Source organism: Gymnodinialimonas sp., assembly GCF_059726805.1.
On sequence record NZ_AP041059.1, the window covers coordinates 777,494 to 801,507 of the forward strand.

At 64.2% G+C, this 24,014-nt stretch carries 24 protein-coding genes; 21 read left to right on the forward strand and 3 right to left on the reverse strand.

Annotated features, from left to right (window positions below; all coding sequences use genetic code 11):
* Window positions 1-218: 218 nt before the first annotated feature.
* The 12 genes from AC6I9R_RS03925 (at window position 219) to AC6I9R_RS03980 (ending at window position 13,272) form a co-directional block, all read left to right on the forward strand.
* Window positions 219-1,472 carry an ABC transporter substrate-binding protein gene (locus tag AC6I9R_RS03925; protein ID WP_461427819.1) on the forward strand — a complete coding sequence of 418 codons (1,254 nt, stop codon included), beginning with the start codon at window positions 219-221 and terminating at the stop codon, window positions 1,470-1,472.
* Between the two features lie 101 nt (window positions 1,473-1,573).
* Window positions 1,574-2,479: a carbohydrate ABC transporter permease gene (locus tag AC6I9R_RS03930; protein WP_461427518.1), complete on the forward strand. Its 906-nt coding sequence runs from the start codon at window positions 1,574-1,576 to the stop codon at window positions 2,477-2,479.
* On the forward strand, window positions 2,479-3,360 hold the full coding sequence (locus tag AC6I9R_RS03935) for a carbohydrate ABC transporter permease (RefSeq protein WP_461427519.1): 882 nt from the start codon (window positions 2,479-2,481) through the stop codon (window positions 3,358-3,360). Before AC6I9R_RS03930 ends, AC6I9R_RS03935 begins: the two co-directional genes overlap by 1 nt.
* Window positions 3,361-3,542: 182 nt before the next feature.
* The gene (locus tag AC6I9R_RS03940; RefSeq protein WP_461427520.1) at window positions 3,543-4,658 is read left to right on the forward strand and encodes an ABC transporter ATP-binding protein; all 1,116 of its coding nucleotides are present in this window, start codon (window positions 3,543-3,545) and stop codon (window positions 4,656-4,658) included.
* Window positions 4,659-4,736: 78 nt separating this feature from the next.
* Window positions 4,737-6,215: a GMC oxidoreductase gene (locus tag AC6I9R_RS03945; RefSeq protein ID WP_461427521.1), complete on the forward strand. Its 1,479-nt coding sequence runs from the start codon at window positions 4,737-4,739 to the stop codon at window positions 6,213-6,215.
* Window positions 6,203-6,913, forward strand: coding sequence for a 3-ketoacyl-ACP reductase (locus AC6I9R_RS03950; RefSeq protein WP_461427522.1), 711 nt, complete (start codon window positions 6,203-6,205; stop codon window positions 6,911-6,913). The genes AC6I9R_RS03945 and AC6I9R_RS03950 overlap by 13 nt, the downstream gene beginning before the upstream one ends.
* A 9-nt stretch (window positions 6,914-6,922) precedes the next feature.
* The gene (locus tag AC6I9R_RS03955; RefSeq protein WP_461427523.1) at window positions 6,923-8,509 is read left to right on the forward strand and encodes a GMC family oxidoreductase; all 1,587 of its coding nucleotides are present in this window, start codon (window positions 6,923-6,925) and stop codon (window positions 8,507-8,509) included.
* Window positions 8,510-8,513: 4 nt separating this feature from the next.
* A complete protein-coding gene (locus tag AC6I9R_RS03960; protein WP_461427524.1) occupies window positions 8,514-9,677 on the forward strand; it encodes a dihydrodipicolinate synthase family protein in 1,164 nt (387 codons plus the stop codon).
* Window positions 9,678-9,686: 9 nt separating this feature from the next.
* Entirely contained in the window at window positions 9,687-10,691 is a 1,005-nt protein-coding gene (locus AC6I9R_RS03965) for a LacI family DNA-binding transcriptional regulator (RefSeq protein WP_461427525.1), read from the forward strand.
* Window positions 10,688-11,917 carry a glycerate kinase type-2 family protein gene (locus tag AC6I9R_RS03970; protein WP_461427526.1) on the forward strand — a complete coding sequence of 410 codons (1,230 nt, stop codon included), beginning with the start codon at window positions 10,688-10,690 and terminating at the stop codon, window positions 11,915-11,917. The genes AC6I9R_RS03965 and AC6I9R_RS03970 overlap by 4 nt, the downstream gene beginning before the upstream one ends.
* 59 nt (window positions 11,918-11,976) lie before the next feature.
* Window positions 11,977-12,285, forward strand: coding sequence for a Dabb family protein (locus AC6I9R_RS03975; RefSeq protein WP_461427527.1), 309 nt, complete (start codon window positions 11,977-11,979; stop codon window positions 12,283-12,285).
* A gap of 63 nt (window positions 12,286-12,348) precedes the next feature.
* Window positions 12,349-13,272 carry a GT-B fold glycosyltransferase domain-containing protein gene (locus AC6I9R_RS03980; RefSeq protein WP_461427528.1) on the forward strand — a complete coding sequence of 308 codons (924 nt, stop codon included), beginning with the start codon at window positions 12,349-12,351 and terminating at the stop codon, window positions 13,270-13,272.
* Here AC6I9R_RS03980 and AC6I9R_RS03985 read toward each other — a convergent pair.
* Entirely contained in the window at window positions 13,242-14,165 is a 924-nt protein-coding gene (locus AC6I9R_RS03985) for a ribokinase (protein WP_461427529.1), read from the reverse strand. The genes AC6I9R_RS03980 and AC6I9R_RS03985 overlap by 31 nt on opposite strands.
* 72 nt (window positions 14,166-14,237) lie before the next feature.
* On the opposite strand from AC6I9R_RS03985, the gene AC6I9R_RS03990 reads away from it, so the two are divergent.
* The 9 genes from AC6I9R_RS03990 to AC6I9R_RS04030 all read left to right on the forward strand — a co-directional run bounded on the left by AC6I9R_RS03990 (window position 14,238) and on the right by AC6I9R_RS04030 (window position 21,578).
* The gene (locus tag AC6I9R_RS03990) at window positions 14,238-15,062 is read left to right on the forward strand and encodes a fumarylacetoacetate hydrolase family protein (RefSeq protein ID WP_461427530.1); all 825 of its coding nucleotides are present in this window, start codon (window positions 14,238-14,240) and stop codon (window positions 15,060-15,062) included.
* Between the two features lie 73 nt (window positions 15,063-15,135).
* A complete protein-coding gene (locus tag AC6I9R_RS03995; protein ID WP_461427531.1) occupies window positions 15,136-15,936 on the forward strand; it encodes a S49 family peptidase in 801 nt (266 codons plus the stop codon).
* The gene (locus AC6I9R_RS04000) at window positions 15,936-16,136 is read left to right on the forward strand and encodes a hypothetical protein (RefSeq protein WP_461427532.1); all 201 of its coding nucleotides are present in this window, start codon (window positions 15,936-15,938) and stop codon (window positions 16,134-16,136) included. Before AC6I9R_RS03995 ends, AC6I9R_RS04000 begins: the two co-directional genes overlap by 1 nt.
* Window positions 16,129-17,079 carry a calcium/sodium antiporter gene (locus AC6I9R_RS04005; protein ID WP_461427533.1) on the forward strand — a complete coding sequence of 317 codons (951 nt, stop codon included), beginning with the start codon at window positions 16,129-16,131 and terminating at the stop codon, window positions 17,077-17,079. Before AC6I9R_RS04000 ends, AC6I9R_RS04005 begins: the two co-directional genes overlap by 8 nt.
* Window positions 17,080-17,091: 12 nt before the next feature.
* Window positions 17,092-17,865 (forward strand): SDR family oxidoreductase, encoded by a 774-nt coding sequence (locus AC6I9R_RS04010; RefSeq protein WP_461427534.1) that lies wholly within the window; start codon window positions 17,092-17,094, stop codon window positions 17,863-17,865.
* A 292-nt stretch (window positions 17,866-18,157) separates the two neighbouring features.
* The gene (uvrC, locus tag AC6I9R_RS04015) at window positions 18,158-20,041 is read left to right on the forward strand and encodes an excinuclease ABC subunit UvrC (RefSeq protein WP_461427535.1); all 1,884 of its coding nucleotides are present in this window, start codon (window positions 18,158-18,160) and stop codon (window positions 20,039-20,041) included.
* Window positions 20,042-20,206: 165 nt separating this feature from the next.
* Window positions 20,207-20,884 carry a CDP-diacylglycerol--glycerol-3-phosphate 3-phosphatidyltransferase gene (gene pgsA / locus AC6I9R_RS04020; protein WP_461427536.1) on the forward strand — a complete coding sequence of 226 codons (678 nt, stop codon included), beginning with the start codon at window positions 20,207-20,209 and terminating at the stop codon, window positions 20,882-20,884.
* On the forward strand, window positions 20,884-21,129 hold the full coding sequence (gene moaD / locus AC6I9R_RS04025) for a molybdopterin converting factor subunit 1 (protein ID WP_461427537.1): 246 nt from the start codon (window positions 20,884-20,886) through the stop codon (window positions 21,127-21,129). The genes pgsA and moaD overlap by 1 nt, the downstream gene beginning before the upstream one ends.
* A gap of 5 nt (window positions 21,130-21,134) precedes the next feature.
* Window positions 21,135-21,578, forward strand: coding sequence for a molybdenum cofactor biosynthesis protein MoaE (locus tag AC6I9R_RS04030; RefSeq protein ID WP_461427538.1), 444 nt, complete (start codon window positions 21,135-21,137; stop codon window positions 21,576-21,578).
* Between the two features lie 132 nt (window positions 21,579-21,710).
* Here AC6I9R_RS04030 and AC6I9R_RS04035 read toward each other — a convergent pair whose 3' ends face one another.
* Entirely contained in the window at window positions 21,711-22,040 is a 330-nt protein-coding gene (locus AC6I9R_RS04035; protein ID WP_461427539.1) for a hypothetical protein, read from the reverse strand.
* Between the two features lie 19 nt (window positions 22,041-22,059).
* Complete coding sequence (locus AC6I9R_RS04040) at window positions 22,060-24,009, reverse strand: OmpA family protein (RefSeq protein ID WP_461427540.1); 1,950 nt, start codon at window positions 24,007-24,009, stop codon at window positions 22,060-22,062.
* Window positions 24,010-24,014 lie beyond the last annotated feature (5 nt).

The window sequence follows — 24,014 nt, forward strand, 5'->3', positions numbered from 1 at the left end:
CGCAGTATATTGCGCAGGATTTCAAACGTTTCAATAGCGCGTTTGAGGCCCCTTCGCATTCTGCGCCGCAGCGAAACCCCGCAAAACATGCCGCTGTGCGGCGAAACTTGCAGATGAAAGGGACAATTTCTGGTTGACTTAGACCGGATTTATAACGTTTTAATTCACGCAGCCCCGGTAAGGGGAGTGGTCAATTGGGAGGAATACGAATGACCTTGATGAAAAAATTCACAACGGGCGCAGCTGTGCTGGCCCTGTCCACGACGGCGATCACGTCCGTTGCGTCCGCACAGGACGTGGAGGTTCTGCACTGGTGGACCTCGGGCGGTGAAGCTGCCGCTCTGAACGTTCTGCGCGAAGACCTTGCAGGCGGTGGCATCGGCTGGACCGACATGCCCGTCGCCGGTGGCGGCGGCTCGGACGCGATGACCGTCCTGCGCGCCCGCGTCACCGCAGGCGACCCGCCCACTGCCGTGCAAATGCTCGGCTTCTCGATCCAGGACTGGGCCGCGGAAGGCGCGCTGGCAGACCTGAACGCACTGGCAGAAGAGCAGAACTGGAACGACGTCGTGCCAGAGGCGCTGCAGCGTTTCTCCACCTATGAAGGCAACTGGGTTGCTGCGCCGGTTAACGTCCACTCCACCAACTGGGTCTGGGCCAACACCGCGCTGATGGAAGAGCTTGGGATCGAGCAGCCCGGCACCTGGGAAGAGTTCGTCGCCGCGATGCAGACCGCAGCGGACGCGGGCTACACGCCGTTGGCCCACGGCGGTCAGGCCTGGCAGGACGCCACGGTGTTCGATTCGATGGTGATGGGCGTGGGTGGACCTGAGTTCTATCAGGCCTCCATGGTTGATCTGGATGCAGATGCGCTTGGCAGTGACATGATGGTTGAAGCGTTCGAGCGGATGGCCACCCTGCGCGGCTTCGTGGACGACAACTTCTCGGGCCGTGACTGGAACCTGGCCTCGGCCATGGTGATCAACGGCGAAGCGCTGTTCCAGATCATGGGTGACTGGGCGAAGGGCGAATTCGTCAACGCGGGCCTGACCGCTGGCGAAGAGTTCCAGTGCTTCCGCGTGCCGGGCACCGAAGGCACCGTGACGTTCAACTCGGACCAGTTCGCGATGTTCGGCGTCGACGACGAAGGCGATCAGGCGTCCCAGCTGGCCATGGCCTCTGCCGTGATGTCGCCTGAGTTCCAGATCGCGTTCAACGTGGTCAAAGGTTCTGCTCCTGCGCGGACAGACATCGACGCATCGGCGTTTGATGCTTGCGGTCAGGCCGCAATGGCGGATCTGGCGGCAGCGGGCGAATCCGGCGGCCTGTTCGGGTCCATGGCCCACGGCCACGCCAACCCGCCGTCTGTCCAGAACGCGATGTACGACGTGATCACCGCGCACTTCAACGGTGAGTTTGACGCTGCAACCGCAGCCGAAGAGATGGTCACTGCTGTCGAGTTGGCGCAGTAATCATCCCCTCCTCGGGCCGGTCCCGGCGCTTCGCGCGCCGGGGCCATCCCTCCTCGCAGCTGACTGGCTGCAAGTTTCACTGATCTCGAAGGAGAGGCCCCATGGCCGCCACCGATCCCATGCTTGGGGGTGCGGATTTCCGAACGCGCCTTCAGAATTGGCTTCCAAAGCTTGTCCTCGCCCCATCCTTCGCGGTGATGGTGATCTTCGTTTACGGCTTCATCGCCTTCACCATCTACCTCAGCTTCACCGGCTCGCGCATGTTGCCGAGCTTCGACCTGGTGGGCTGGCAGAATTACGAGCGTTTGTTCCGCGTGCGACAGTGGGACACGGCGATTGTGAACCTCGGGATCTTCGCGGGCCTCTATATCGTGATTTCAACGATCATTGGCCTGCTTCTGGCGATTTTCCTGGATCAGAAGATCCGCGGCGAGGGCTTCCTGCGCCCGATCTTCCTCTACCCCATGGCGCTGTCGTTCATCGTGACGGGCACGGCCTGGAAATGGATCCTCGACCCGGCCATCGGGCTGGAGATCACGATGCAGCGCTGGGGGTGGGAGAGTTTTCAGTTTGATTGGATCAAGGACTCCGACATGGCGATCTACACCATCGTCATCGCCGCCGTCTGGCAATCCTCGGGCTTTGTGATGGCCATGTTCCTCGCGGGTCTGCGCGGGATCGATAACGAGATCCTGAAAGCCGCCCAGATGGATGGCGCATCGAATTTCCAGATGTACCGCCGGATCATCCTGCCGCAACTGCGCCCTGCGTTCCTGTCGGCCTTCGTGATCCTGTCGCACCTCGCCATCAAGTCCTACGACCTTGTCGTGGCCATGACCGACGGCGGCCCCGGCACCTCCACCTGGCTGCCCGCGCTTTTCATGTATGAATACACATTCACGCGGAACCAGATGGGCATCGGCGCGGCCTCTGCCGTGATCATGCTGATGACGATTGCCGCGATCATGGTGCCCTACCTCTATGCCGAACTGCGGGAGAAGAACTGATGTCTGTTGCGTCGTCTGACACCGCGATCCGTTCGTCCAACTGGACGCGGACGTTCATCTACCTCTTCCTGCTGCTCTTCGCGCTGTTCTATCTGATGCCGCTGTTCATCATGGTGGTGAACTCGCTGAAGCCGCTCAATGAGATCACCTCAGGCGGCATGATCGCGCTGCCCCAGGATTGGACGATAGAGCCCTGGCTCAGCGCCTGGGCCACGGCCCAGATCGGGGTGGAGCCGACGGGCCTGAGGCCCTACTTCATCAACTCCATCGCCATGGCGGTGCCTGCGGTGGCGATTTCGACCATCGCGGGGGCCTTGAATGGCTACGTGCTGACGAAATGGCACTTCCGGGGGGCGACCTGGATCTTCGGGCTGTTGCTCTTTTCGTGCTTCATTCCATTCCAGATCGTCCTGATCCCGATGGCGCGGATCCTGGGTATCCTGAACATCTCTGGCACGACCTACGGGCTGATCCTGGTCCACGTGGTCTATGGCATCGGCTTCTCCACGCTCTATTTCCGCAACTACTACGCCGCCTTCCCGACAGAGCTTGTGCGCGCCGCCCAAATCGACGGGGCAGGGTTCTTCCAGATCTTCTGGCGCATCATGCTGCCGTCCTCTGGGCCCATCATCGCCGTCTGCTGCATCTGGCAGTTCACCAACATCTGGAATGACTTCCTTTTCGGGGCCTCCTTCGCCAGCGGCGATGCCGCTCCGATGACCGTGGCGCTCAATAACCTGGTGAACTCATCCACGGGTGAGCGCCCCTACAACGTCCACTTCGCCGGCGCCATCATGGCCGCCGGTCCCACACTTCTCGTCTACATCGTGGCCGGTCGATACTTCGTCCGTGGCCTGATGGCTGGGAGTGTGAAGGGATGATCGCCGCACCGAACAGAGGACGGTCCCCGACCGCGGGTGGGGGTGAAGCCCCCGCGTCGCACCAAAGGGGCGCGCTTCCAGCGCGACGGGGCGGTCGGGGGCTGTCCGGGCCGCAAGCGCCCCGGAAGATGATGAACACAACCTTTGCCACGCACATTCAAACTCAGGAGGGGCACTGACCCATGGGTTTCCTAGACATCAACAACGTCACCAAATCCTACGGCGCGGTGGAGGTCCTGCATAAGGTCGACATCCAGGTCCAGGAGGGCGAGTTTCTCGTCCTCGTGGGTCCCTCGGGCTGCGGCAAGTCCACGCTCCTGAATATGATCGCGGGGCTTGAAGGCATCTCGTCGGGTGAGATCGCCATCAAGGACCGTGTCGTCAACGACGTCACGCCCTCCAAGCGCAACATCGCCATGGTGTTCCAGTCCTACGCCCTCTACCCCAACATGACCGTGGGTCAGAACATCACCTTCGGGCTGGAAATGCAGGGCACGCCGAAAGCGGAACGCGACGCGGCCATGGATGACGTGGCCAAGCTTCTGCAGATCGAGAACCTGCTGGACCGCAAGCCCGGCCAGCTCTCCGGCGGCCAGCGCCAGCGCGTCGCCATGGGCCGGGCGCTGGTGCGCGACCCTGACGTGTTCCTGTTTGATGAGCCACTGTCGAACCTCGACGCAAAGCTGCGCGTCGACATGCGGACAGAGATCAAGAAGCTGCACCAAAAGCTCGGCACCACCATCGTCTATGTGACCCACGATCAGATCGAAGCGATGACGCTGAGCACCCGGATTGCCGTCATGTATGACGGCTACGTTCAGCAACTCGGCACCCCGAAAGAGATCTACGACGACCCCGCCAACCTGTTTGTGGCGACCTTCATGGGCTCTCCCGCGATGAACGTGCTGAACGCCAAGCTGGTGGAGCAAAACGGGGCCATTCACGCGACGTTCAGCGGCGCCGAAGGCGGCGAAGTTGCCCTGCGGATCGAGGACGCGCCCGAGGCCTACCGCGCCTACTTGGGCAAACCCGTCATGCTCGGCATCCGCCCGGAGGCGATCACCGATCCCGAAGGGGCCGACCGCAACGCGCGCAACATCCAGACGATGACCAACACCGTCTCCGTCACAGAGCCCGCAGGCGCGGATACCTTCGTATCCACGACGTTGTCGGGCAAGGATTGCATCGCGCGGATGCGCGCAGACGCCGATGTGCGCGCGGGCCAACCCTTTGAGTTTGCGGTGAATATGGACAAGGCGGTTCTGTTTGATCCGCAGACAGAAGACCGTATCGCCTGACATGAGACCGAGCGTCCCGGCGCTCGGGCCTATTTTCCCCTTGGAATTGGAACGTTCCAGAAGTATTGAAATGGAACTATGGACGACGCGGATATCATAATCGTCGGCTCCGGCATGGGGGGTGCGACGCTGGCCGCCGGGCTCGCAGGCTCGGGCCTGCGCGTGCTGATCCTGGAGCGTGGCCAGCTCTTGCACGACAGCGCTGAGGCGCGGGACCCGGTGGCGATCTTCCGCGATGGTCATTTCCGCCCGTCCGAGACCTGGCTGACCCCCGACGGCGACCGTTTCAACCCCGGCAATTACGCCTACGTCGGCGGCAATTCCAAGTTCTATGGCGCCGTCATGCTGCGCTATCGGGAGGCTGATTTTGACGCCATTCAGCACCTGGGGGGCCGCACGCCCGGATGGCCGTTTGCCTACAACACCCTCGCCCCCTACTACACCCGCGCGGAGGCGCTGTTTCAGGTGGGGGGCCGTGCCGGGATGGACCCCACCGATCCGCCTCAGCACGACTATCCCTTCCCCCCCGTCCCGCACGAGGCCGACATTGCCGACCTCGCCGTGCGCCTGACGAAGGCAGGTCTTCACCCTTCGCCCTTGCCCCTTGCGGTCGATCTGGACCGATGGTTAAGCCGCGCGCAGACGCCGTGGGATGCCTTTCCAGACACCAACGGCGGCAAGCTGGACGCGGAAAGTGCCGCCCTTGTGACGGCCCTGGCCGACCCCAACATCGCCCTGCGCACGGGCGTCGAGGTCCGAAAAATCGAGACTGACGACACCCGCGTCACCGGCCTTCTGACCTCCGCCGGGCGTCTCACCGCCCCGCGCATCGTGCTGGCGGCGGGCGCGGTTCACACGGCAGCGTTGCTCCTGCGCTCCGCCACGGAACAGCACCCAAACGGCCTCGCCAACCGCTCCGATCAGGTGGGCCGCAACTTCATGAACCACAACGCCAGCGCCGTGCTGGCGCTCAGCCCCCGGCGCAACCGCAGCGTCTACCAAAAGACGCTGCAGATAAACGATTGGTATCTCACGGGCGGCCCCGGCGGCGCGCCCCTGGGCAATGTGCAGCTTCTGGGCCGCGTTTCCGCGCCGATCCTTTCGGCGCAAACGGGCCTGCCGATGCCGCTGGCCAAAACCATCGCAAACCGCGCCATCGACTTCTACGCCATGTCCGAGGATCTGCCAGACCCCGATAGCCGCGTCACCCTGCGCGGCGACGACATCGTGCTGGACTGGAAGCGCTCCAATTGGGAGGCGCATCTGGCGCTGGTCTCGAAGCTGAAAGCCACCCTGAAACGCGCAGGCTTCCCGATCACGCTCGCCAAGGCCTTTGACCGCCGCACGCCGTCGCACCAATGCGGCACCGCGCGCCTCGGCGATGATCCCGCGACCTCCGTCTGCACCCCGTTTGGGCAGACGCACGATCACCCGAACCTCTACATTTGCGACGCGTCCCTGCTGCCGACCTCGGCGGCAGTGAACCCCTCGCTGACCATCGCGGCTTTGGCGTTGCGCCAAGCCGATTACCTGAAGGACACAGCATGCGCGCACTGATTACCGGCGGCCAACAGGGCATTGGCCTGGGCATCGCCACGGCGCTTCACCGGGCCGGGTGGGAGATTGCAGTGGCGTCCGAACAGCCCTCTGCCGATGTCCCGTTTGAGGCCAGTTATCACCAGCACGACGTGCGCGACATTGACGCCATTCCCGCGCTTCTCGACGCCGTGGGGCCAATCACGACGCTCGTCTCCAACGCCGGTGTCGGCGCGATGACACGCGGTGATGTCCTTGATATGACACCGGAAAGCTTCGACCGCTGCCTGTCCGTCAACACACGCGGCGGGGTGTTTTTGGCCCAGGCGGTCGCCAAGCGAATGCTGGATCTTCCCCAAGATCCCTACCGGTCGCTCACCTTCATCACCTCCGTCAACGCCTCCGTCCTCAGCCCCAATCGCGTCGAATATTGCATCTCCAAAACCGCCACGGCCATGGCGGCAAAGGCCTTTGCCGAGCGTCTGGCTCCCCACAACATCGGCGTCTTCGACATCCGCCCCGGCATCATCCAATCGCCCATGACCGCGCCCGTGGCCGACCGCTACGACACGACCATCCCCGACACCGTGCCTGCCGGCCGCTGGGGCACGCCCGCTGACATCGCCGACGTCGTCGTCCCCCTCGCGCGCGGCGATTTCGCCTTTGCGACGGGGGCGCAGATCCCGGTCGACGGCGGCCTGTCGATCCAGACCTTTTGAGGCATGACCATGGCTGAGGGTTACGATTTCATCATCATCGGCGGCGGCTCCGCAGGGTCCGTCATCGCCGCGCGCCTGTCTGAGAACCCGGACGTGCGGGTCTGCGTGCTGGAGGCGGGGGGATCGGACCGCCACCCCTTCTTCCACCTCCCCGCAGGCTTCGCGAAGATGACCAAGGGCATCGGCTCCTGGGGCTGGTCCACGACCCCACAAAAGCACATGCAAAACAAGGTCTTCACCTATACCCAAGCCAAGGTGATCGGCGGCGGTTCGGCGATCAACGCACAGATCTACACGCGCGGCCACCCGCTCGATTACGACGAATGGCGCCAACTCGGCTGCGACGGGTGGAGCTATGAGGACGTCCTCCCCTACTTCCGAAAATCCGAGGGCAACGACACCTATTCAGGCCGCTACCACGGCCAGGACGGCCCCCTCGGCGTCTCCAAACCCGCCGCGCCGCTCCCGATCTGCGAGGCGTACTTCGAGGCCGCCAAAGCCCTCGGCATCCCCTTCAACGAAGACGTCACCGGAGAGGTCCAAGAGGGCGCCGCCTACTACCAACTCACCCAGAAAAACGCCCGCCGCTCCTCCGCCGCGATGGCCTTCCTGCACCCCAACCGGTCCCGCAAGAACCTCACCGTGAAGCTGCGCGCCAACGTCCGCCGGATCATCGTCGAGAACGGCACCGCGACGGGTGTCGAGATGCTCGACGGCACCCGCCTGCATGCGACCCGCGAAGTCATTCTGACCTCCGGCGCCATCGGCTCCCCGCGCCTCCTGCAACTCTCCGGCATCGGCCCCGCAGATCATCTACAAGAACTTGGGCTAAACGTCGTTCTCGACCAGCCCCAAGTCGGCAGCAACCTGCAAGACCACCTCGACCTCTACTGCATCGCCGAGGTCTCCGGCCCCCACACCTACGACCGTTTCGCCAAGCCCCACCTCTCCGTCCTCGCGGGCCTGCAATACCTGCTGACAAAGAAGGGCCCCGTCGCGAGCAGCCTCTTCGAGACCGGCGGTTTCTGGTACGCCGACCCCGACGCCCGCTCCCCCGACCTGCAGTTCCACCTCGGCCTCGGCACGGGTATCGAGGCCGGTGTCGCCTCCATGCCCCAAGGCGGTGTGACCCTGAACTCCTGCTACCTGCGCCCCCGGTCCCGCGGGACCGTGCGCCTCGCCTCCGCCGACCCCGCCAAGGCCCCCCTCATCGACCCCAACTATTGCGCCGACCCCCGCGACCGAGAGATGTCCATCCGCGGCCTCAAGCTGACCCAACAGATCCTCGGCCAAGACGCGCTCGCCCACATGATCAAGGCCGAACGCCTCCCCGGCCCCGACGTGCGCACCGATGACGACTACTTCAACTTCATCTGCCAGCACTCCAAAACCTCCCACCATTGCGCGGGCACCTGCGCCATGGGGCCGAGCGAAACCGCCGTCGTCACCCCGCGCTTGAAGTTCAACGGGATTGAGAACCTCCGCGTCGCGGACGCCTCCATCATGCCGCGCGTCGTCTCCTCCAACACCAACGCACCCACGATCATGATCGGTGAAAAAGCCGCCGACATGATCCGCCAAGATCACGGACTCTGAACCCATGAAACTGCCCACCTATGCCGGAACGCTCGAAGACTACACGTTAACCGGATCACCCCTCGTGCCGCGCACCCCCAAGGTCCCGCTCACCCGCACCGCCTTCGCCGCCGCCCATGTCATCAGTGATCCCTTGGCAGAGCGGGACCCCTGGCAGGGACGCCCTGCGGTGGATTGGGACGCCACGCTGAAGTTCCGGGAAGGGCTTTGGCATCAAGGCCTTCACCTCGCCGAGGCGATGGACACGGCGCAGCGTGGCATGGGCGTAGACTGGCCCACGGCGCGCGAGCTGATCGAACGTACAATGCGCGCGGCGAAGGCGCACCCCGCCAAGCCCCGCGTCGCGTGTGGCGCCGGGACCGATCACGTTCCCGTAGAAGAATTAACCACCCTCGACTCCGTCCGCGACGCCTACCTCCACCAGATGGAGGCGATCGAGGCCGCAGGCGGTCAACTCATCCTCATGGCCACCCGCGCGCTTCCGGCGCTGAAAGCCACCCCTGACGACTACGCCCGCCTCTATGACGACCTCATCACCCAGGCGCAGCAGCCCGTGATCCTCCACTGGCTCGGCGACATGTTCGACCCCTCCCTCAAGGGCTACTGGGGCAGTGACGAAATCGAAGAAACCAACAAAACCGTCCACGACCTGATCGCCCGCAATGTATCTAGAATCGACGGAATAAAGATTTCCCTTCTAAATCAATCCCATGAGGAGGCCTTCCGCGCCAACCTTCCCGCCAATGTCCGCCTCTACACCGGTGACGACTTCAACTACGCGCCCCTCATCGAGGGCACTAAAACCCACCATTCCCACGCCCTCCTTGGCATCTTCGCCGCCATCGCGCCCGCCGCGTCCCAGGCCCTCGAAGCCCTCGCGCAGAACGACGCACAAACCTATCACGCGCTTCTGGCCCCAACCGTCCCGCTCAGCCGCGAGATCTTCAAGGCCCCCACCCAGTTCTACAAAACCGGCATCGCCTTCCTGTCGTGGCTCAACGGCTCGCAAACCCACTTCATCATGCCCGGTGGCTTCCAATCCTCTCGCGATATCAGTCACTTGGCGGAAGTCTTCCGCCTCGCTGACCAGGCTCGCCTCCTAACAGACCCGGACCGCGCCACCCACAAAATGCGCAACCTTCTGGCCCTCCACGGCATCGAAGGGTAAGCCTGACCCATGAGCCGCCGCCCCACCATTCTGGACGTCGCCGCCCGCGCGGGCGTGTCGAAATCGACCGTCTCTTTGGTGCTGCAAAACTCCAAGCAGGTGAAGGATGAAACGCGCCAGGCCGTGCGCGCCGCGATGGCCGAAATCGGCTATGTCTACAACCGCGCGGCGGCGCAGATGCGCAGCCAATCGGCGGGCCTTGTGGGGCTTGTCATCAACGATCTGCGCAACCCGTTCTTCACCGAATTCGCCACCGTCCTGCAGATGACGCTGGCCTCCAAAGGCTACGCCACCGTCATCGCCAACAGCGACGAAGACCCTGATTTGCAAGAGAAACTTATCGGCTCGATGATCGAACACGGCGTCTCGGCCCTCGTCATTTCGCCGGCCTATGACGACGCGGGCGATGCCTTTGACCAGATCGAACGCGCGGGCATCCCGGCGATGCAGGTCCTGCGCAAAACGGACCCGCGCACGGGCCTCTTTCCCTTCGCCTCCTTCGACTATGCCGCAGGCTCCGCCAAGGCCACGCGGCACCTGATGAACCAGGGCGCAAAACGCATCGCCTTTGTCGGCGGCATGGAAGGCCGCGCCATCACCGAGGAACGCAAATCCGGCTACCTGGCCGAGATCAAGCGCGCCGGGGCGGAGCCGTTTACGCTCCACGGCAGATCCTCGCGCGCGTTCGGGTTTGAGGCCGCGAAAGAGCTGCCTTTGGATGTGGATGCAGCCATATGTTTCAATGACTTAGTGGCGCTCGGCATGCTGTCCGGCTTTGCGCGGGAGGGCGTCACGTTGGGCCGTGATTTCCGCCTCGTGGGCTTTGACGATATCGAGGAATGCGCGCAGGTTTGGCCACAGGTCTCGTCGGTGGCCTGCGATATCGAAGGCTTTGCCAAGGGCGTCGCGGACGGGTTGTTGGCCTGGATGCAGGACGGAGAGACACCTCCGCCCGAACACCGCGCGCCCGTAAACCTTGTTGCCCGCACATCGAGCACCGGAAGAACCCTATGAAACCAAATGATTTTTTGCGCAGCCTTTTCGACAGCGCGGTGCGCGTTGCCGACCCCATGCAGTCCCTCGCGCCCTATTTGCCACCCAAACCGGAGGGCCGCGTCGTGGTGATCGGCGCGGGCAAAGCCAGCGCGCGGATGGCCGAGGCCGTGGAGGCCGAATGGGGCCCCTGCGAGGGGCTGGTGATCACCCGCTACGGCTATGGGCGGCCCTGCCAAGGCATTGAAATTGTGGAGGCTTCTCACCCCGTGCCCGACGCGGCGGGGGAGGCGGCGACTAAGCGTTTGGTCGCCTTGTTGGGTACATTGACCGCGGACGATTTCGTTCTCGCGCTGATCTCCGGCGGCGGTTCGGCGCTCTTGTGCGCCCCGGTGGAGGGAATAGCCTTACAGGAAAAACAACAGCTTACCGCCGACCTTTTGGCCTCTGGCGCGCCGATTGGGACGATCAACGGCATCCGGAAAGAGATTTCTGCCGTCAAGGGCGGGCGCTTGGCTGCGGCGGCCTATCCGGCGGAAATGCTGTCGCTGATGATCTCGGACGTGCCGGGCGATAACCCCGGCGATATCGCCAGCGGGCCGACGGTTGGGCATGAGGGGAGTGCGGCCAGTGCGTTGAAAGAATTGGAAAAATGGGGCGTTATGCCCGCGCCCTCCATCGCCCGTTACCTGCAAGACGGCGGCGATCCGGTGCTGCCCGACGACCCGCGCCTGGCAAAGACCAAGAACGTGATCTATGCGGCGCCATCCCAGTCGTTGAAGGAAGCGGCGGAACTGGCCCGGGCCGACGGATATATAACTGAAATGCTTGGAGATTCCATCGAAGGTGAGGCTCGCGATGTGGCCGCCGAACACGCGGCCATTGCGGCCTCGGCCCCGCCCGGTACCGTCATCCTGTCGGGCGGGGAGCTGACCGTCACGCGCCGGGGCGACGGCGTGGGCGGGCCGAACGCAGAATATGCATTGGCCTTGGCTATCGCTTTGGATGGAAAGCATAATATTTACGCGCTTGCTTGCGACACCGACGGCGTGGACGGCGCGGCAGAGGTGGCGGGCGCGGTGATCGGGCCGGAAACGCTGGCCAAAGCCCGCGCGCTGGGGATCGATCCGCAAGAGGCGCTAGACCGCAACGACGCGCACAGCTTTTTTGCCGCCATCGGCGATCAGGTCGTGACCGGGCCGACCCTGACTAACGTGAACGACTTTCGCGCCATTCTGATCCTTTAGGGTATATCAATGGTATATCAATTTCCAAAACGGCCCCCGCACAAAAGGACGCCCCTTCGATGATACATCACATGGTTATGCTGGAGCCCGACGGCCCCGCTGCGATGCCCGCGATTGAGCAGGCGATGGCGATCCTGGAAGGCCTCGCGCCCGAACTGCCGGGCCTTCTCGCCTTCAGCCACGGCCCCAACCGCGATTTTGAGCGGAAGTCCCAGCGCTATCCCTACGGGTTCCTGTGCACCTTTGCCGATCAAGCGGCGTTGGAGGCCTACGCCGCCAATGCGACCCATCAGAAGGCGGGCGGCATGCTGGTCGCCTCGTGCAAGAATGGCGCGGACGGGATCTTTGTCGTCGACCTGGAGGTCTGAGGCTGGCGCGGCGGGGCGATTGCGGGCAAAGTGACGCCCGAGCAGCAGATGCGGAAAACCGCCATGAGTGACCAATCCCTCGCGATCTTCTATGTGGCCGACGGCTACCGGCTGGAGAAGCAATCCTGGCTTCTCGCGGCCTCGGTCGCGCAGGCGCACGCGGGCGACGCGCGGGTCAAGCAATACGCCTATGCCACGCCCGAGAACTGCGCCGAGATCCGCGATATCACCCACGCGATATTCGAGGTTTGCGATGTCGAACTGCGGCCCCTGGCCGATCCGCCGAAGTGGAAAAGCCCCTATCCCCACGGCAACAAGATCATCGCGGCCTGCGACGATCGCGGCGCCACGCATTCCGTGTTTCTCGACACCGACATGGCCTGCACGAAGTCCCTGGCCGAGTTCATGGACCTCGCCCCCGACACCTGCGCCGCCGCCCCCGAAGGCCGCCCGACCTGGGGCGGCAAGAACGCGCGCTGGACGCGGGCCTATGCGCATTTCGGCATGGAGGTGCCCCAGGAACGGGTGAAGCTCCTGCGCGGCGCGAAGTTGCACTACGTGCCCTATTTCAACGCGGGCTTCATCGCCTTTCCGGAGGCCAAGCACGAGGATGGCCGCCGGTTTGGCGAACACTGGCTGGACACGGCGGTGGATTTTGACCGTAATTGCTCCATCGCCAACAAGCGCCCCTGGCTTGATCAGATCACCCTGCCACTGACGATGAAACGCTTCGGCTACAAGGTCCGGGTGCTGAGCGAGCTGCACAACTACTCGCTGTCACACCGGATGGATTACAGCCAGACGCCGGACGCCACGATCCTGCATTACCACCGGATGCGGTTCCTCTATCAGTCGCCGCAATGGCCCGCCCTGCGCGACAATCTCATCGACAAGATGCCAAGCGCCCACCGGGATGAGCTGGACGCCCATATCACGGATATCGAGACGTCCCTCGATCAGGACGACGCCAGCAAAACCTCGACCTGAGCGCGCACAGGCATCGACGCCGCCGTCCCCTCTTTCGTCACGCACAAAGCGGCGGTCGCGGTGGCAAAACGTAAAGCGGCCCCGATCTCCCCGCCCTCTGACAGGATCGTGGCCAAGCCGCCGTTGAACGCATCGCCCGCGCCGGTCGTATCCACCACCGGGCCCGCCGTCATCGCCGGGATGTGCTGGCTGTGCGTGCCGTCCCAAAACAGCGAGCCGGCCTCGCCCATGGTCACGATCACGCCCTTGCGTACGCCCGTCGCCATCAGTGCTTTGGCGGCGGCCAGCGCCTCTTTCACCGAGCCCACAGGCAGGCCCGACAAAGCCTCTGCCTCATGCTCGTTGGGTGTGATGTAGTCACACAGCGCCAGCATCCCCTCGGGCAATTCCGCCGCCGGGGCCGGGTTCAGGATCGTCGTCACACCGCGCGCCTGCGCCAACTCCAGAAACAGCACCGCCGCCGCCATCGGCTGTTCCAACTGCGTCAGGGCCACCTTCGCCCCGTAAATCGCGTCCTGTTGCGCCATCACGTCGTCATGGCTCAACTTGCCGGAGGCTCCAGGCGCGATGACAATCGCGTTGGCGCCCGAGGCTTCGTCAATGAAGATCCCGGCCGAGCCCGTCGGCACCTCTGCATCCTCCACCACCAACGCCTGCACGCCCGCCGCAGCCCACACGTCACGCCCCATCTGCCCAAAGGTGTCCTTCCCGATCCGGCTGATCAGCGCCACATCGCCCCCGGTCTTGGCGGCTGCCACCGCCTGGTTCGATCCCTTGCCGCCGGGGCCCAACTGAAAACCGGTGCCGATCAACGTCTCCCCCACCGCAGGCATGCGCGGCGCGCGGTAGGCGGCATCGGCGACAAAGACGCCCAGAACCACGATATCGGCCATGTGTTTCCCCCCTTGGACTTGGCCCCTCAGCGAAGCATGATGCGCGCGATCAATGCAAGGGAAGGGCGCGCGATGAAGTATGTAAGATGGGGGGAGGCGGGCGCCGAGAAGCCCGGCGTTCTGGATGCGGACGGCAACGTGCGAGATCTGTCCGAGCTCGTGGCCGATATCGACGGCGCCACCCTCGCCGCAATGCCAGAACTTGCGCCGGAAGCGCTGCCGCTGGCCGGTGACGCGCGGCTGGGGCCTTGCGTCGGCAACGTCGGCAAGCTGGTCTGCGTCGGCCTCAACTACGCCGACCACGCGGCGGAAGGCGGCTGGGATGTCCCGACGGAGCCTGTTTTGTTCATGAAGGCCACCACCTCAATCTCGGGCCCCCATGATCCGGTGATCCTGCCGCCCGGCAGCGAGAAGACCGATTGGGAGGTGGAGCTGGCTTTTGTCATCGGCACCCGCGCCAAGAACGTGGACGCAGGGCAGGGGGCACGCCATATCGCGGGCTATTTCATCCTCAACGACATTTCCGAACGGGCCTGGCAGCAGGAGATGGGCGGCCAATGGACCAAGGGCAAATCCCACGACACCTTCGCGCCCATGGGGCCATTCGTGGTGACGCCGGATGAGCTGGGCGACCCCGCAGGCCGCGCCATCTGGCTCGACGTTGACGGCCAAAGAATGCAGGACGGCACCACCGACACGATGATCTTCAAGCCGGATTTCATCGTCGAATACATCAGCCGTTTCATGACGCTGGAGCCCGGCGACGTGATCACCACCGGCACGCCCCCCGGCGTCGGCATGGGCAAAAGCCCGCAGGTGTTTCTGCGCGCGGGGCAAGAGATGCGGCTGGGCATCGACGGCCTGGGGGAACAGCGCCTGCCGGTGAAAGCTTCGTGATGCGCAACACTGCCGGGCTAAAACATGGGGTATCGCCTTGTTGCCGCCGCCCCCGCCGCCTACATCGCATGGGATGAAACGTTTTATCCCCTTCCTGAACTCTGATCCGAAAGTGGCCGTGATCCGCCTGCAGGGCGCGATTGCGGCGAGCGCACGCACGGGCATCAACGACGCGGCTTTCGCGCCGGTGATCGAGAAGGCCTTTTCCAAGGGCAAGCCGGTTGCGGTGGCGCTTGAAATCAACTCGCCCGGCGGCTCTCCGGTGCAATCGGCCCTGGTGGCGGCGCGCATCCGGCGGTTGGCCGAGGAAAAGAAGATCCCCGTCCATGCTTTTGTTGAAGATGTTGCGGCCTCGGGTGGCTATTGGCTGGCCTGCGCGGGCGATGACATCTGGGTCGATCCCAGCTCGATCATCGGCTCCATCGGCGTGATCTCCCAGACGTTCGGCTTTGTAGAGGCGCTGAAGAAGCTGGGTGTGGAACGGCGCGTTTATACGGCGGGCAAGAACAAGAGCATCCTTGACCCGTTCCAGCCCGAGAAAGAGGCCGACGTGACCCGGCTGCAGGACTTGCAGACCGACGTTCACAAGACCTTTGTCGATCACGTCAAATCCAGCCGCGGCGACCGCTTGCAGGACGACCCGGACATGTTTACTGGCGCCTTCTGGGTCGGCACCCGCGGGGTCGAGCTGGGCTTGGCGGACGGCATCGGCCATGTGGTGCCGAAGATGAAGGAGCTTTACGGCGATAAGGTGAAACTTGTCCCTTATGGTCCCAAGAAGCCCCTGATCCCGCGCCTTGGGGCGCAGGTCCTGGCGGAACTGGATCAGGGCGTCGAGGAACGCGCTCTCTATGCCCGGTATGGGCTGTCGTGATGCTCAAAATCGTCTCTCTCTTCCTGATCGGCATGGCCGTGCTGGCGATGTTCGGCAAGTTGCACTGGATTGGCGTCAAACGCCTGGGCCGCAACCGGGACAAGGGCTCCCTGCCACGGCCCCGCACCTGTCCTGACTGCGGCCGCATGAACCTGCGCGGTGGCAAGTGCCGGGTGTGCCGAGAGGGCGGGAATGATTGAAGAGTTTGGGTTTGTCGTCCTCGGGCTGGTGATCCTGCTGCTGGCCGGTGACGTTCTGGTCAAGGGCGCGGTGAACCTCGCGCTGCGGCTGGGCATTCCGGCGCTGATCGTGTCGCTGACGGTCGTGGCCTTCGGCACCTCGGCGCCCGAGTTGCTGATCTCGATCCAGTCGATCCTCGACGGCGTGCCGGGCCTGGCGCTGGGTAACGTCGTGGGCTCGAACACGGCCAACATCCTGTTGGTGCTGGGCGTGCCCGCCCTGATGGCAGGCCTTGCCGCGACAAGTGACACACGGCGCGAATACACGATGATGATGGCCGGCAGCGTCCTGTTCATCGTGTTGTGTTTCCTCGGTCCCCTGACCTGGTGGCACGGCGCGGTCCTTCTGGCAGGCCTTGCGTTCGTGCTGGGCGACGCGGTCCGCAAAGCCCACGCCCACCGCAAAGCCAACAACGGCACGACCGAGCTGGACGCGCTGGAAGAGGCCGACCCCGACATGCCGTGGTGGAAGATCGGCGTCTACCTGGCCTTGGGCCTGGTCGGCCTTCCCCTGGGCGCCAGCCTGTTGATCGACAGCGCCACGGCGATCGCCACGGAATACGGCATCTCCGACGCCGTGATCGGCCTGACCCTCGTGGCCGTGGGCACCTCCCTGCCGGAACTCGCCACCACGGTCATGGCCGCGATCCGGCGGCAGGCGGATGTGGCGATTGGCAACGTCATCGGGTCGAACGTGTTCAACCTTCTGGCGATCATCGGCATCGCCGTTTTCGTGGGCCCGATCCCCGTCGACGCGGAAATCCTGCGGTTCGACCTGTGGGTGATGCTGGCCGCCTCCGCCGTCCTGGCCCCCTTCGTGTTTTTCCGCTGGGGCATGGGCCGGATCGTCGGTCTGGCTTTCACTGCGCTCTACGTGGCCTATATCGTAGTCCTCTTGGCGTAGGGAGCAGGCGACATGACAGCATTGGTAACAGGCGCAGCCAAACGGTTGGGCCGCGCGATGGCGCTGGAACTGGCCGCCCAGGGCCACGACGTGGCGATCCACTACAACGGCAGCGCCGACGCTGCCGAGGCCACAGCAGACGAGGCGCGCGCCTTGGGCGTCAAGGCCGTCACCCTGCAAGCCGACCTGCTGGACGAAGACGCCGTGCAAGCCCTGATGCCCCGCGTCATTGACGCCCTTGGCCAGGCCACGGTGCTGGTCAACAGCGCCTCGGTCTTTGACTACGACAACCTCGAAAGCGCCACCCGCGCCACCTGGGACGCGCACATGATGTCCAACCTGCGCGCGCCCTTCGTGCTGACCCAGGCGCTCGCCGCGCAACTGCCCGAGCCTGAGGTCGACGCGGGCGGTGAGCCCGTCGCGCGCGGCCTTGTGGTCAATATGGTCGACCAGCGCGTCCGGAAACTGACGCCCGAGTTCATGACCTACACGATTGCCAAGATGGGCCTCTGGGCCTTCACCCAAACCGCCGCCCAGGCCCTGGCGCCGCGCTGCCGGGTCAACGCAATCGGCCCCGGCCCCACGATGCAGGGCGCCCGCCAGACGGCAGAACACTTCGCCGCACAGCGCGCTGCAACAGTTTTGCGACGCGGCGCCGGCCCGGAAGAGATTGTGGAGGCGCTGCGATACTTTTTGTCGGCAAAAGCGGTCACGGGGCAACTTATTTGCGTCGATGGCGGCCAACACCTGGCCTGGGAAACGCCGGATGTTCTGGGCGTAGAGTGATTGCGGCGGCCCATGTTCTCCACTGTCGCCGAAAGTGGGGTAACCTTCATGAAGATTCAGTTAACCAGATCGTTTCAAATATTAACGTCATGTTTTAATGGTTTAAAAACAATGGCTTGTATAAATGCCTAAAAAATAGGCAATTCGTAGAACCCTGCCGAATACAAAGGAAAAATCGGGATGCCAAAGAGTTCTCCGCAGGGTTATCCACAGAAGCGGTGGAAAGCTAAGGGCTTGATCTGGGCACCTGCGCATTGCAGCAAGCAAGAGAATCACAAAACTGTCATAATTGATGAAAAATGAGACCGATCACCCCGTGACCGAGGCCCCGTCCAAGCCGGGCCATGAGATCATCGCAGATTATGTCCGCACGCTCGACATGAGCCCGGGCGTCTACCGCATGCTCGATAGCCAAAGCCGCGTGCTCTACGTCGGCAAGGCCCGCGCGCTCAAGCGCCGGGTCGCTAACTACGCCAAACCCTCGGGCCATTCGGCGCGCATCGCGCGGATGATCCGCGACACCGCCTCGATGATGTTCCTGACCACGCGCACGGAAACCGAAGCGCTGTTGCTGGAACAGAACCTGATCAAGCAGCTCAAGCCCAAGTTCAACGTGCTGCTGCGCGACGATAAGAGCTTCCCCAATATCCTGGTCAGCGATGAACACGCCTTTCCCCAGATCAAGAAGCACCGGGGCGCGAAGAAGGAAAAGGGCAGCTATTTCGGCCCCTTCGCCAGCGCCGGTGCCGTCAACCGCACGCTCAACCAGCTGCAAAAGGTCTTCCTTTTGCGCAATTGCACCGATGCGGTGTTTGAAACCCGCACGCGGCCCTGTCTGCTCTATCAGATCAAGCGCTGCTCTGGCCCCTGTGTCGGGCACATCTCGGAAGAGGATTACGCCACCTCCGTCAAAGACGCCGTGCGCTTCCTGAAGGGCGACAGCACCGATCTGCAACGCCAATTGGCCGACGGCATGGCCGAGGCATCTGAGGCGATGGAGTTTGAGCGCGCCGCAGCCCTGCGCGACCGCATCCGCGCGCTCACCAACGTGCAATCGGCCCAGGGCATCAACCCCCAGGGCGTGAAGGAAGCCGACGTCATCGCGCTGCATATGGAGGGCGGGCAGGCCTGCGTGCAGGTCTTCTTCATTCGCGCCAACCAAAACTGGGGCAACCGCGATTTCTACCCCCGCGTCGGGCCGGACATCGAAGAACCCGAGGTGCTGGAGGCCTTTCTCGGCCAATTCTACGACCAGAAGGAACCGCCCCGGCAGCTCCTCCTTTCCCATCCGGTTGAGTCGATGGACCTGATGGCCGACGCGCTCTCCGGCAAGCGCGGCGCCAAGGTCGAAATCCTCGTCCCCCAGCGCGGCGAAAAGGCGGAGCTTGTCGACGGCGCGCGCCGCAATGCCCGCGAAAGCCTGGGCCGCCGCATGGCCGAGAACCAGGCCCAGGGCAAGCTGCTCGACGGTCTGGCCGAGGCCTTTGGTCTCGATGGCCCGCCGAAGCGGGTGGAGGTCTACGACAACTCCCACATCCAGGGCGCCCACGCTGTCGGCGCGATGATCGTTGCCGGGCCAGAGGGCTACCTGAAATCCCAGTACCGCAAGTTCAACATCAAGGGCGACAGCCTGACCCCCGGCGATGATTTCGGGATGATGAAAGAGGTGCTGACACGGCGCTTTTCGCGCCTGTTGAAGGAAGACCCGGACCGAGAGACAGAGGCCTGGCCAGACCTGCTGTTGATCGACGGCGGCGCGGGGCAGGTCTCGGCGGTGAAAGAGATCATGGATGATCTGGGCGTGGAAGATGTGCCCTATGTTGGCGTTGCCAAGGGTATCGACCGCGATCAGGGCAAGGAAGAATTCTACCGACCCGGAAAGCAGGTCTTCGCGTTGCAGCGCAATGACCCGGTGCTCTATTTCGTGCAGCGGATGCGCGACGAGGCGCACCGTTTCGCCATCGGCGCGCACCGGGCGAAACGCTCCAAGGCGGTGTCGGTCACGCCTTTGGATGACGTCCCGGGCGTCGGCGCCGCCCGCAAGCGCGCACTCCTGGCGCATTTCGGCTCCGCCAAGGCCGTGGCCCGCGCCAACCTGTCGGATCTGACGGCGGTGGACGGCGTCAGCGAAGGGCTTGCCCAGAAGATCTACGATTTCTTCCACGACAACGCCTGACCCGGCTGAACGGGGTTTTCGCGGGTTAACCGGGTTAACAAAAGGTTAACTAGAATTGCTTATCCGTGGAATATCAGACGTTTAACCCATGTGCTCAAGCTTGAGCACCCCTGCGCAGTCCCAAGCCCTCTGGCAAGTGCCCCACAAGATCGCTAGGTGTTTCCCATGCAGTGGAACGTCCCCAATATCCTCACCCTCGTGCGCCTGATCGCGGCGCCCATGGTGGGCTTCGTGTTCCTCCTTCTGCCCCGCCCTTTCGCCGATTGGATCGCGCTTTTTCTCTTCATGGGCGCCTCGATGACCGACTATCTGGACGGCCTTCTGGCGCGCAAATGGGGCCAGGAAAGCCGTTTCGGCGCGATGCTCGATCCTATCGCCGACAAGGCCATGGTGGTGATCGCGCTGGCGGTCCTTCTGGTCATCATGAGCCTCGATCACGGCTGGTCCGCGCTGATCCTTGTGCCGGTCATCATCATCCTCTTCCGAGAGATCTTCGTCTCCGGCCTGCGCGAATTTCTGGGTGCCCAGGCGGGCACGCTCCAGGTCACCAAACTGGCGAAGTGGAAGACGACCCTGCAGATGATCGCCATCGGCCTGCTGTTCTGCTGGGGCCTTTTCACACACTATTTCTGGGCGCTCACCTTCGGCATGGACGGCCCCCTGATCGAAGGCATCCTCGCAGGCGACATCCCCGACGAGTTCGGCCTCATCTGGATCGAGTTCGGCTTCTTCTGGAGTGGCGTGGCAGGCCAGGCGCTGCTCTGGCTCGCCGCCGTTTTGACAGCCATCACGGGCCTGGATTATTACATGAAGGCACGCCCCTTCCTGCAGGAGGACCCCTGATGGACCTGCGCTATTTCGCCTGGCTGCGCGAGCGGATCGGGACCGGCCATGAAGTCGTGGAGACGCAAGCCGCCACCGTGGCCGAGTTGATCGAAGAGCTGAAGACGCGCTCGGACGCCCACGCCTTCGCCCTGTCAGACCTGAAGTCCGTGCGCGCCGCAGTTGACCAGCAGCTGGTCCCCTTCGACGCGCCGCTGGAAGGCGCCCGCGAAGTGGCGCTGTTCCCGCCGATGACCGGGGGCTAAGCGCCATGGCCGTCCACATCATGGCCGAGCCATTCGATCAAGGGGCCGCGCTCAATGCCTTCACGCAAAGCGTCTCCGGCGCCGGCGCCGTTGTCAGCTTCACCGGGATCACGCGCGATGTGGCCGAGGGCGACATGGTCGCCATGGAGATCGAGCATTATCCGGGCATGACCGAGACTGCGCTGAGCGACATCCGCAAGGAGGCGATGGACCGCTTCAAGCTGGCCGATGCCCTGGTCATCCACCGCCACGGGCGCCTGGCGCCGGGCGACGTGATCATGATGGTCGCCACGGCCTCCAAGCACCGCGCCGATGCCTTCCAGGGGGCGGAGTTCCTGATGGATTACCTGAAATCGCGCGCCCCGTTCTGGAAGCGAGAGGTCACCGCGCGCGGCGCTGATTGGGTTGCGGCCAAGGACGACGATGAGGCGGCTTTGGATCGCTGGTAAGGCCCAGATCCCCGCCCTACGTCAACGAGGCCGAGGACGTGCGCAGCACGGAGGAGGCCCCCCGGCGACGCCGAAGGCGGCGCAAACCCTCAAAAAAAGGCATCGACGCCGCAGGCGGCGCAATGCCTTACCTCAGCCGCTTTGATTGACCGTTTCGATGTAGTTGCGCAGTTCCTCGGATTCCGTGCGGGCCTCGCGCAGGCCCTCCATGGCGGCGCGTAGCTCTGCCTCGGTCTGGCTGAGCTGATTGGTCAGTTCGCCCTCGCGCTGCTGCAGGTAGGCAATCGCCTGATCCCGGGTTTCCTCGGCGTCGTGCAAGGCGCGCGCAAGGTTCTCCATCTCGCCCAGGTCCGCCGAGGAGACCTGGTTGAACCGCGTCACCAGCCAATGGGCCAGCCAGCCGAGGGCAAAGGCCACGAAAAGGATGATGGCGATGGCGATGATGAATTCCAGGCGGTTCATGGGGCCTCAGGCTTTCTGTCTAGTTCGTATCGGGGCGCGGCAGGGGTCGGATCTCGAACGGCCAATCGGCGATGGCGCCCTGGGCCAGGATGCCCGCCCGGGTGCGGGGCTGGTCGTCGGCATCCGCCGCGACGCCCACCACTTCGGCGGTCGCCAGGAGGCGGAAGGCGATGCGGCGGTTTTGTTCGCGGCCCTCTTCGGTCTCATTGTCGGCGATGGGTTGGCTTTCGCCGTAGCCCTGGGCCGTCAGGTTCGTGACCAGCACGCCGCGCGCCAGAAGCCCGTTCAAGACCGCATCGGCGCGGGCCTGGCTGAGGTTCAGGTTCATGCTTTCGCCGCCCTGGGCATCGGTATGGCCGCCGATCTCCATCCGGACGTGGAGGCAATCGGGGAGGACCTCGGCGATCTGGTCCAGCACCTCTCCCGCGGTCTGGTTGATTTCGGTCGAGCCGGGGTCGAAGGTGATCTTGGTCTCTTCCTGGATATCGCGGATCCGCGCCTCGCATTGCTCGGGCGTGGGTTGTGAGGCGACGGGATCGAGCGCCTCGTCATATCGGACATCCATCTGGAAGTTCGCGCCCGGCCCCAGATCTTCCGAGATCTGGCGGGTCAGCTCGGAGATCATCTCGCTGTCGCCGGTGCGCCCCGACAGACGCAGGGTGTCAGGCTCTACCGTCAGGGTGCCGTCTTCCAGCTGCGAAAGGGCGGTGAGGCCCGCCATGACGCGCACCGACCAGCCCTGGGGCAGGTCCGCGACCTCGCGGGTGGCGATATCCGTGGCCTCCGCCCCGAAGGTGGCGGTCGCAAAGGCCTGGACCGAGGCGCCGATGGCCCCGCCCGGCAGACGCCCGCGCAGGCGCACGCCGTCGTCCGAATCCAGCGTGGCCGTGAACCGGGCGGGCCCGGTGCTTTCGAGGGCCTCTGGCTCTGGCAGAACGGCCTGGAGCGAGAAGACGTCGGGCAGATTGGCGTCCAACTCCCCAACCACGGTGTCGAACAGTTCCTGCGCGGTGCCCTGGGCGGCGATCAGGGTCACATCGGCGTCGGAAAAGGTGACGCTGCCGCTGCCCAATTCGGTCAGGGCCGCGAGAGAGGTGGCGACAGCTGTGCCCCAGGACGGCGAGGGCACACCGAGACCGATGGTGCAGGGCATATTGCCCGTCGTTCCGGCGGCACGTCCGGCCGCGACGATCTGGTCGTGGGCCGCGGGCGTGTCGGCGGTGCAGGTCTCAAACCGGGCGCCGGTGTCGTCGCGCACAAAGCGCAGGGTGAAGGGCGTGATGACGGGGCGCGGGGCCGAGATGTCGAGGACAATCTCGATGCCTGTCGGTTGATCCTGCTGCAGGCGCGCGATGAATTCGGCGCGCTCTTCCCGGGTTTCGCCCACCGCTTCGACCTCGACCCGGTCGGCCAGCACGGTCACTTTGGACCGGGGCAGGGTTTCCAGGGCGCGCAGCCCGTAGGCCAGAGCGGCGTCCCAGTGCTCGGGTGGGTTGAGGTCGGCCATCTCGACCATATTCACCACCTCCGCCGAGCCGGCGATGTCGGCGATGGCCTCGGCCACGGCAAAGGCCTCGTCCCCCTGGGGGCCCGGGATCAGGCCAATCAGCTGGATGCCATCGCCATTGCGCAGCATGTCGAGCGAAAAGCGCGGCGCGACGGAAGCATCGACAGCGGCCACGTCCAACCGGTTGATCACCCGGTCCGCATCGACGATGGCGCTGGCGCGGGTCTGGGCGCGAAAGCGCGAGGCCTCATCTGGGGCGGTGCCGTCCAGGAACACCTGCAGGCCGTTGGCCGAAACCTCGACCCATTCGATCCCGTCGGCCTGCAGAGAGGTGAGGATATCCTCGGTCGAGCGCCGCTCGATCGTCAGGGCGGCGACGATGGCCGTCGCGACAGCCAGGCCGCCCGCCACGGTGAAACAGACAGGGCCGACCAGGGCGGATATGCGGTCTTTGTTTATCATGGGCG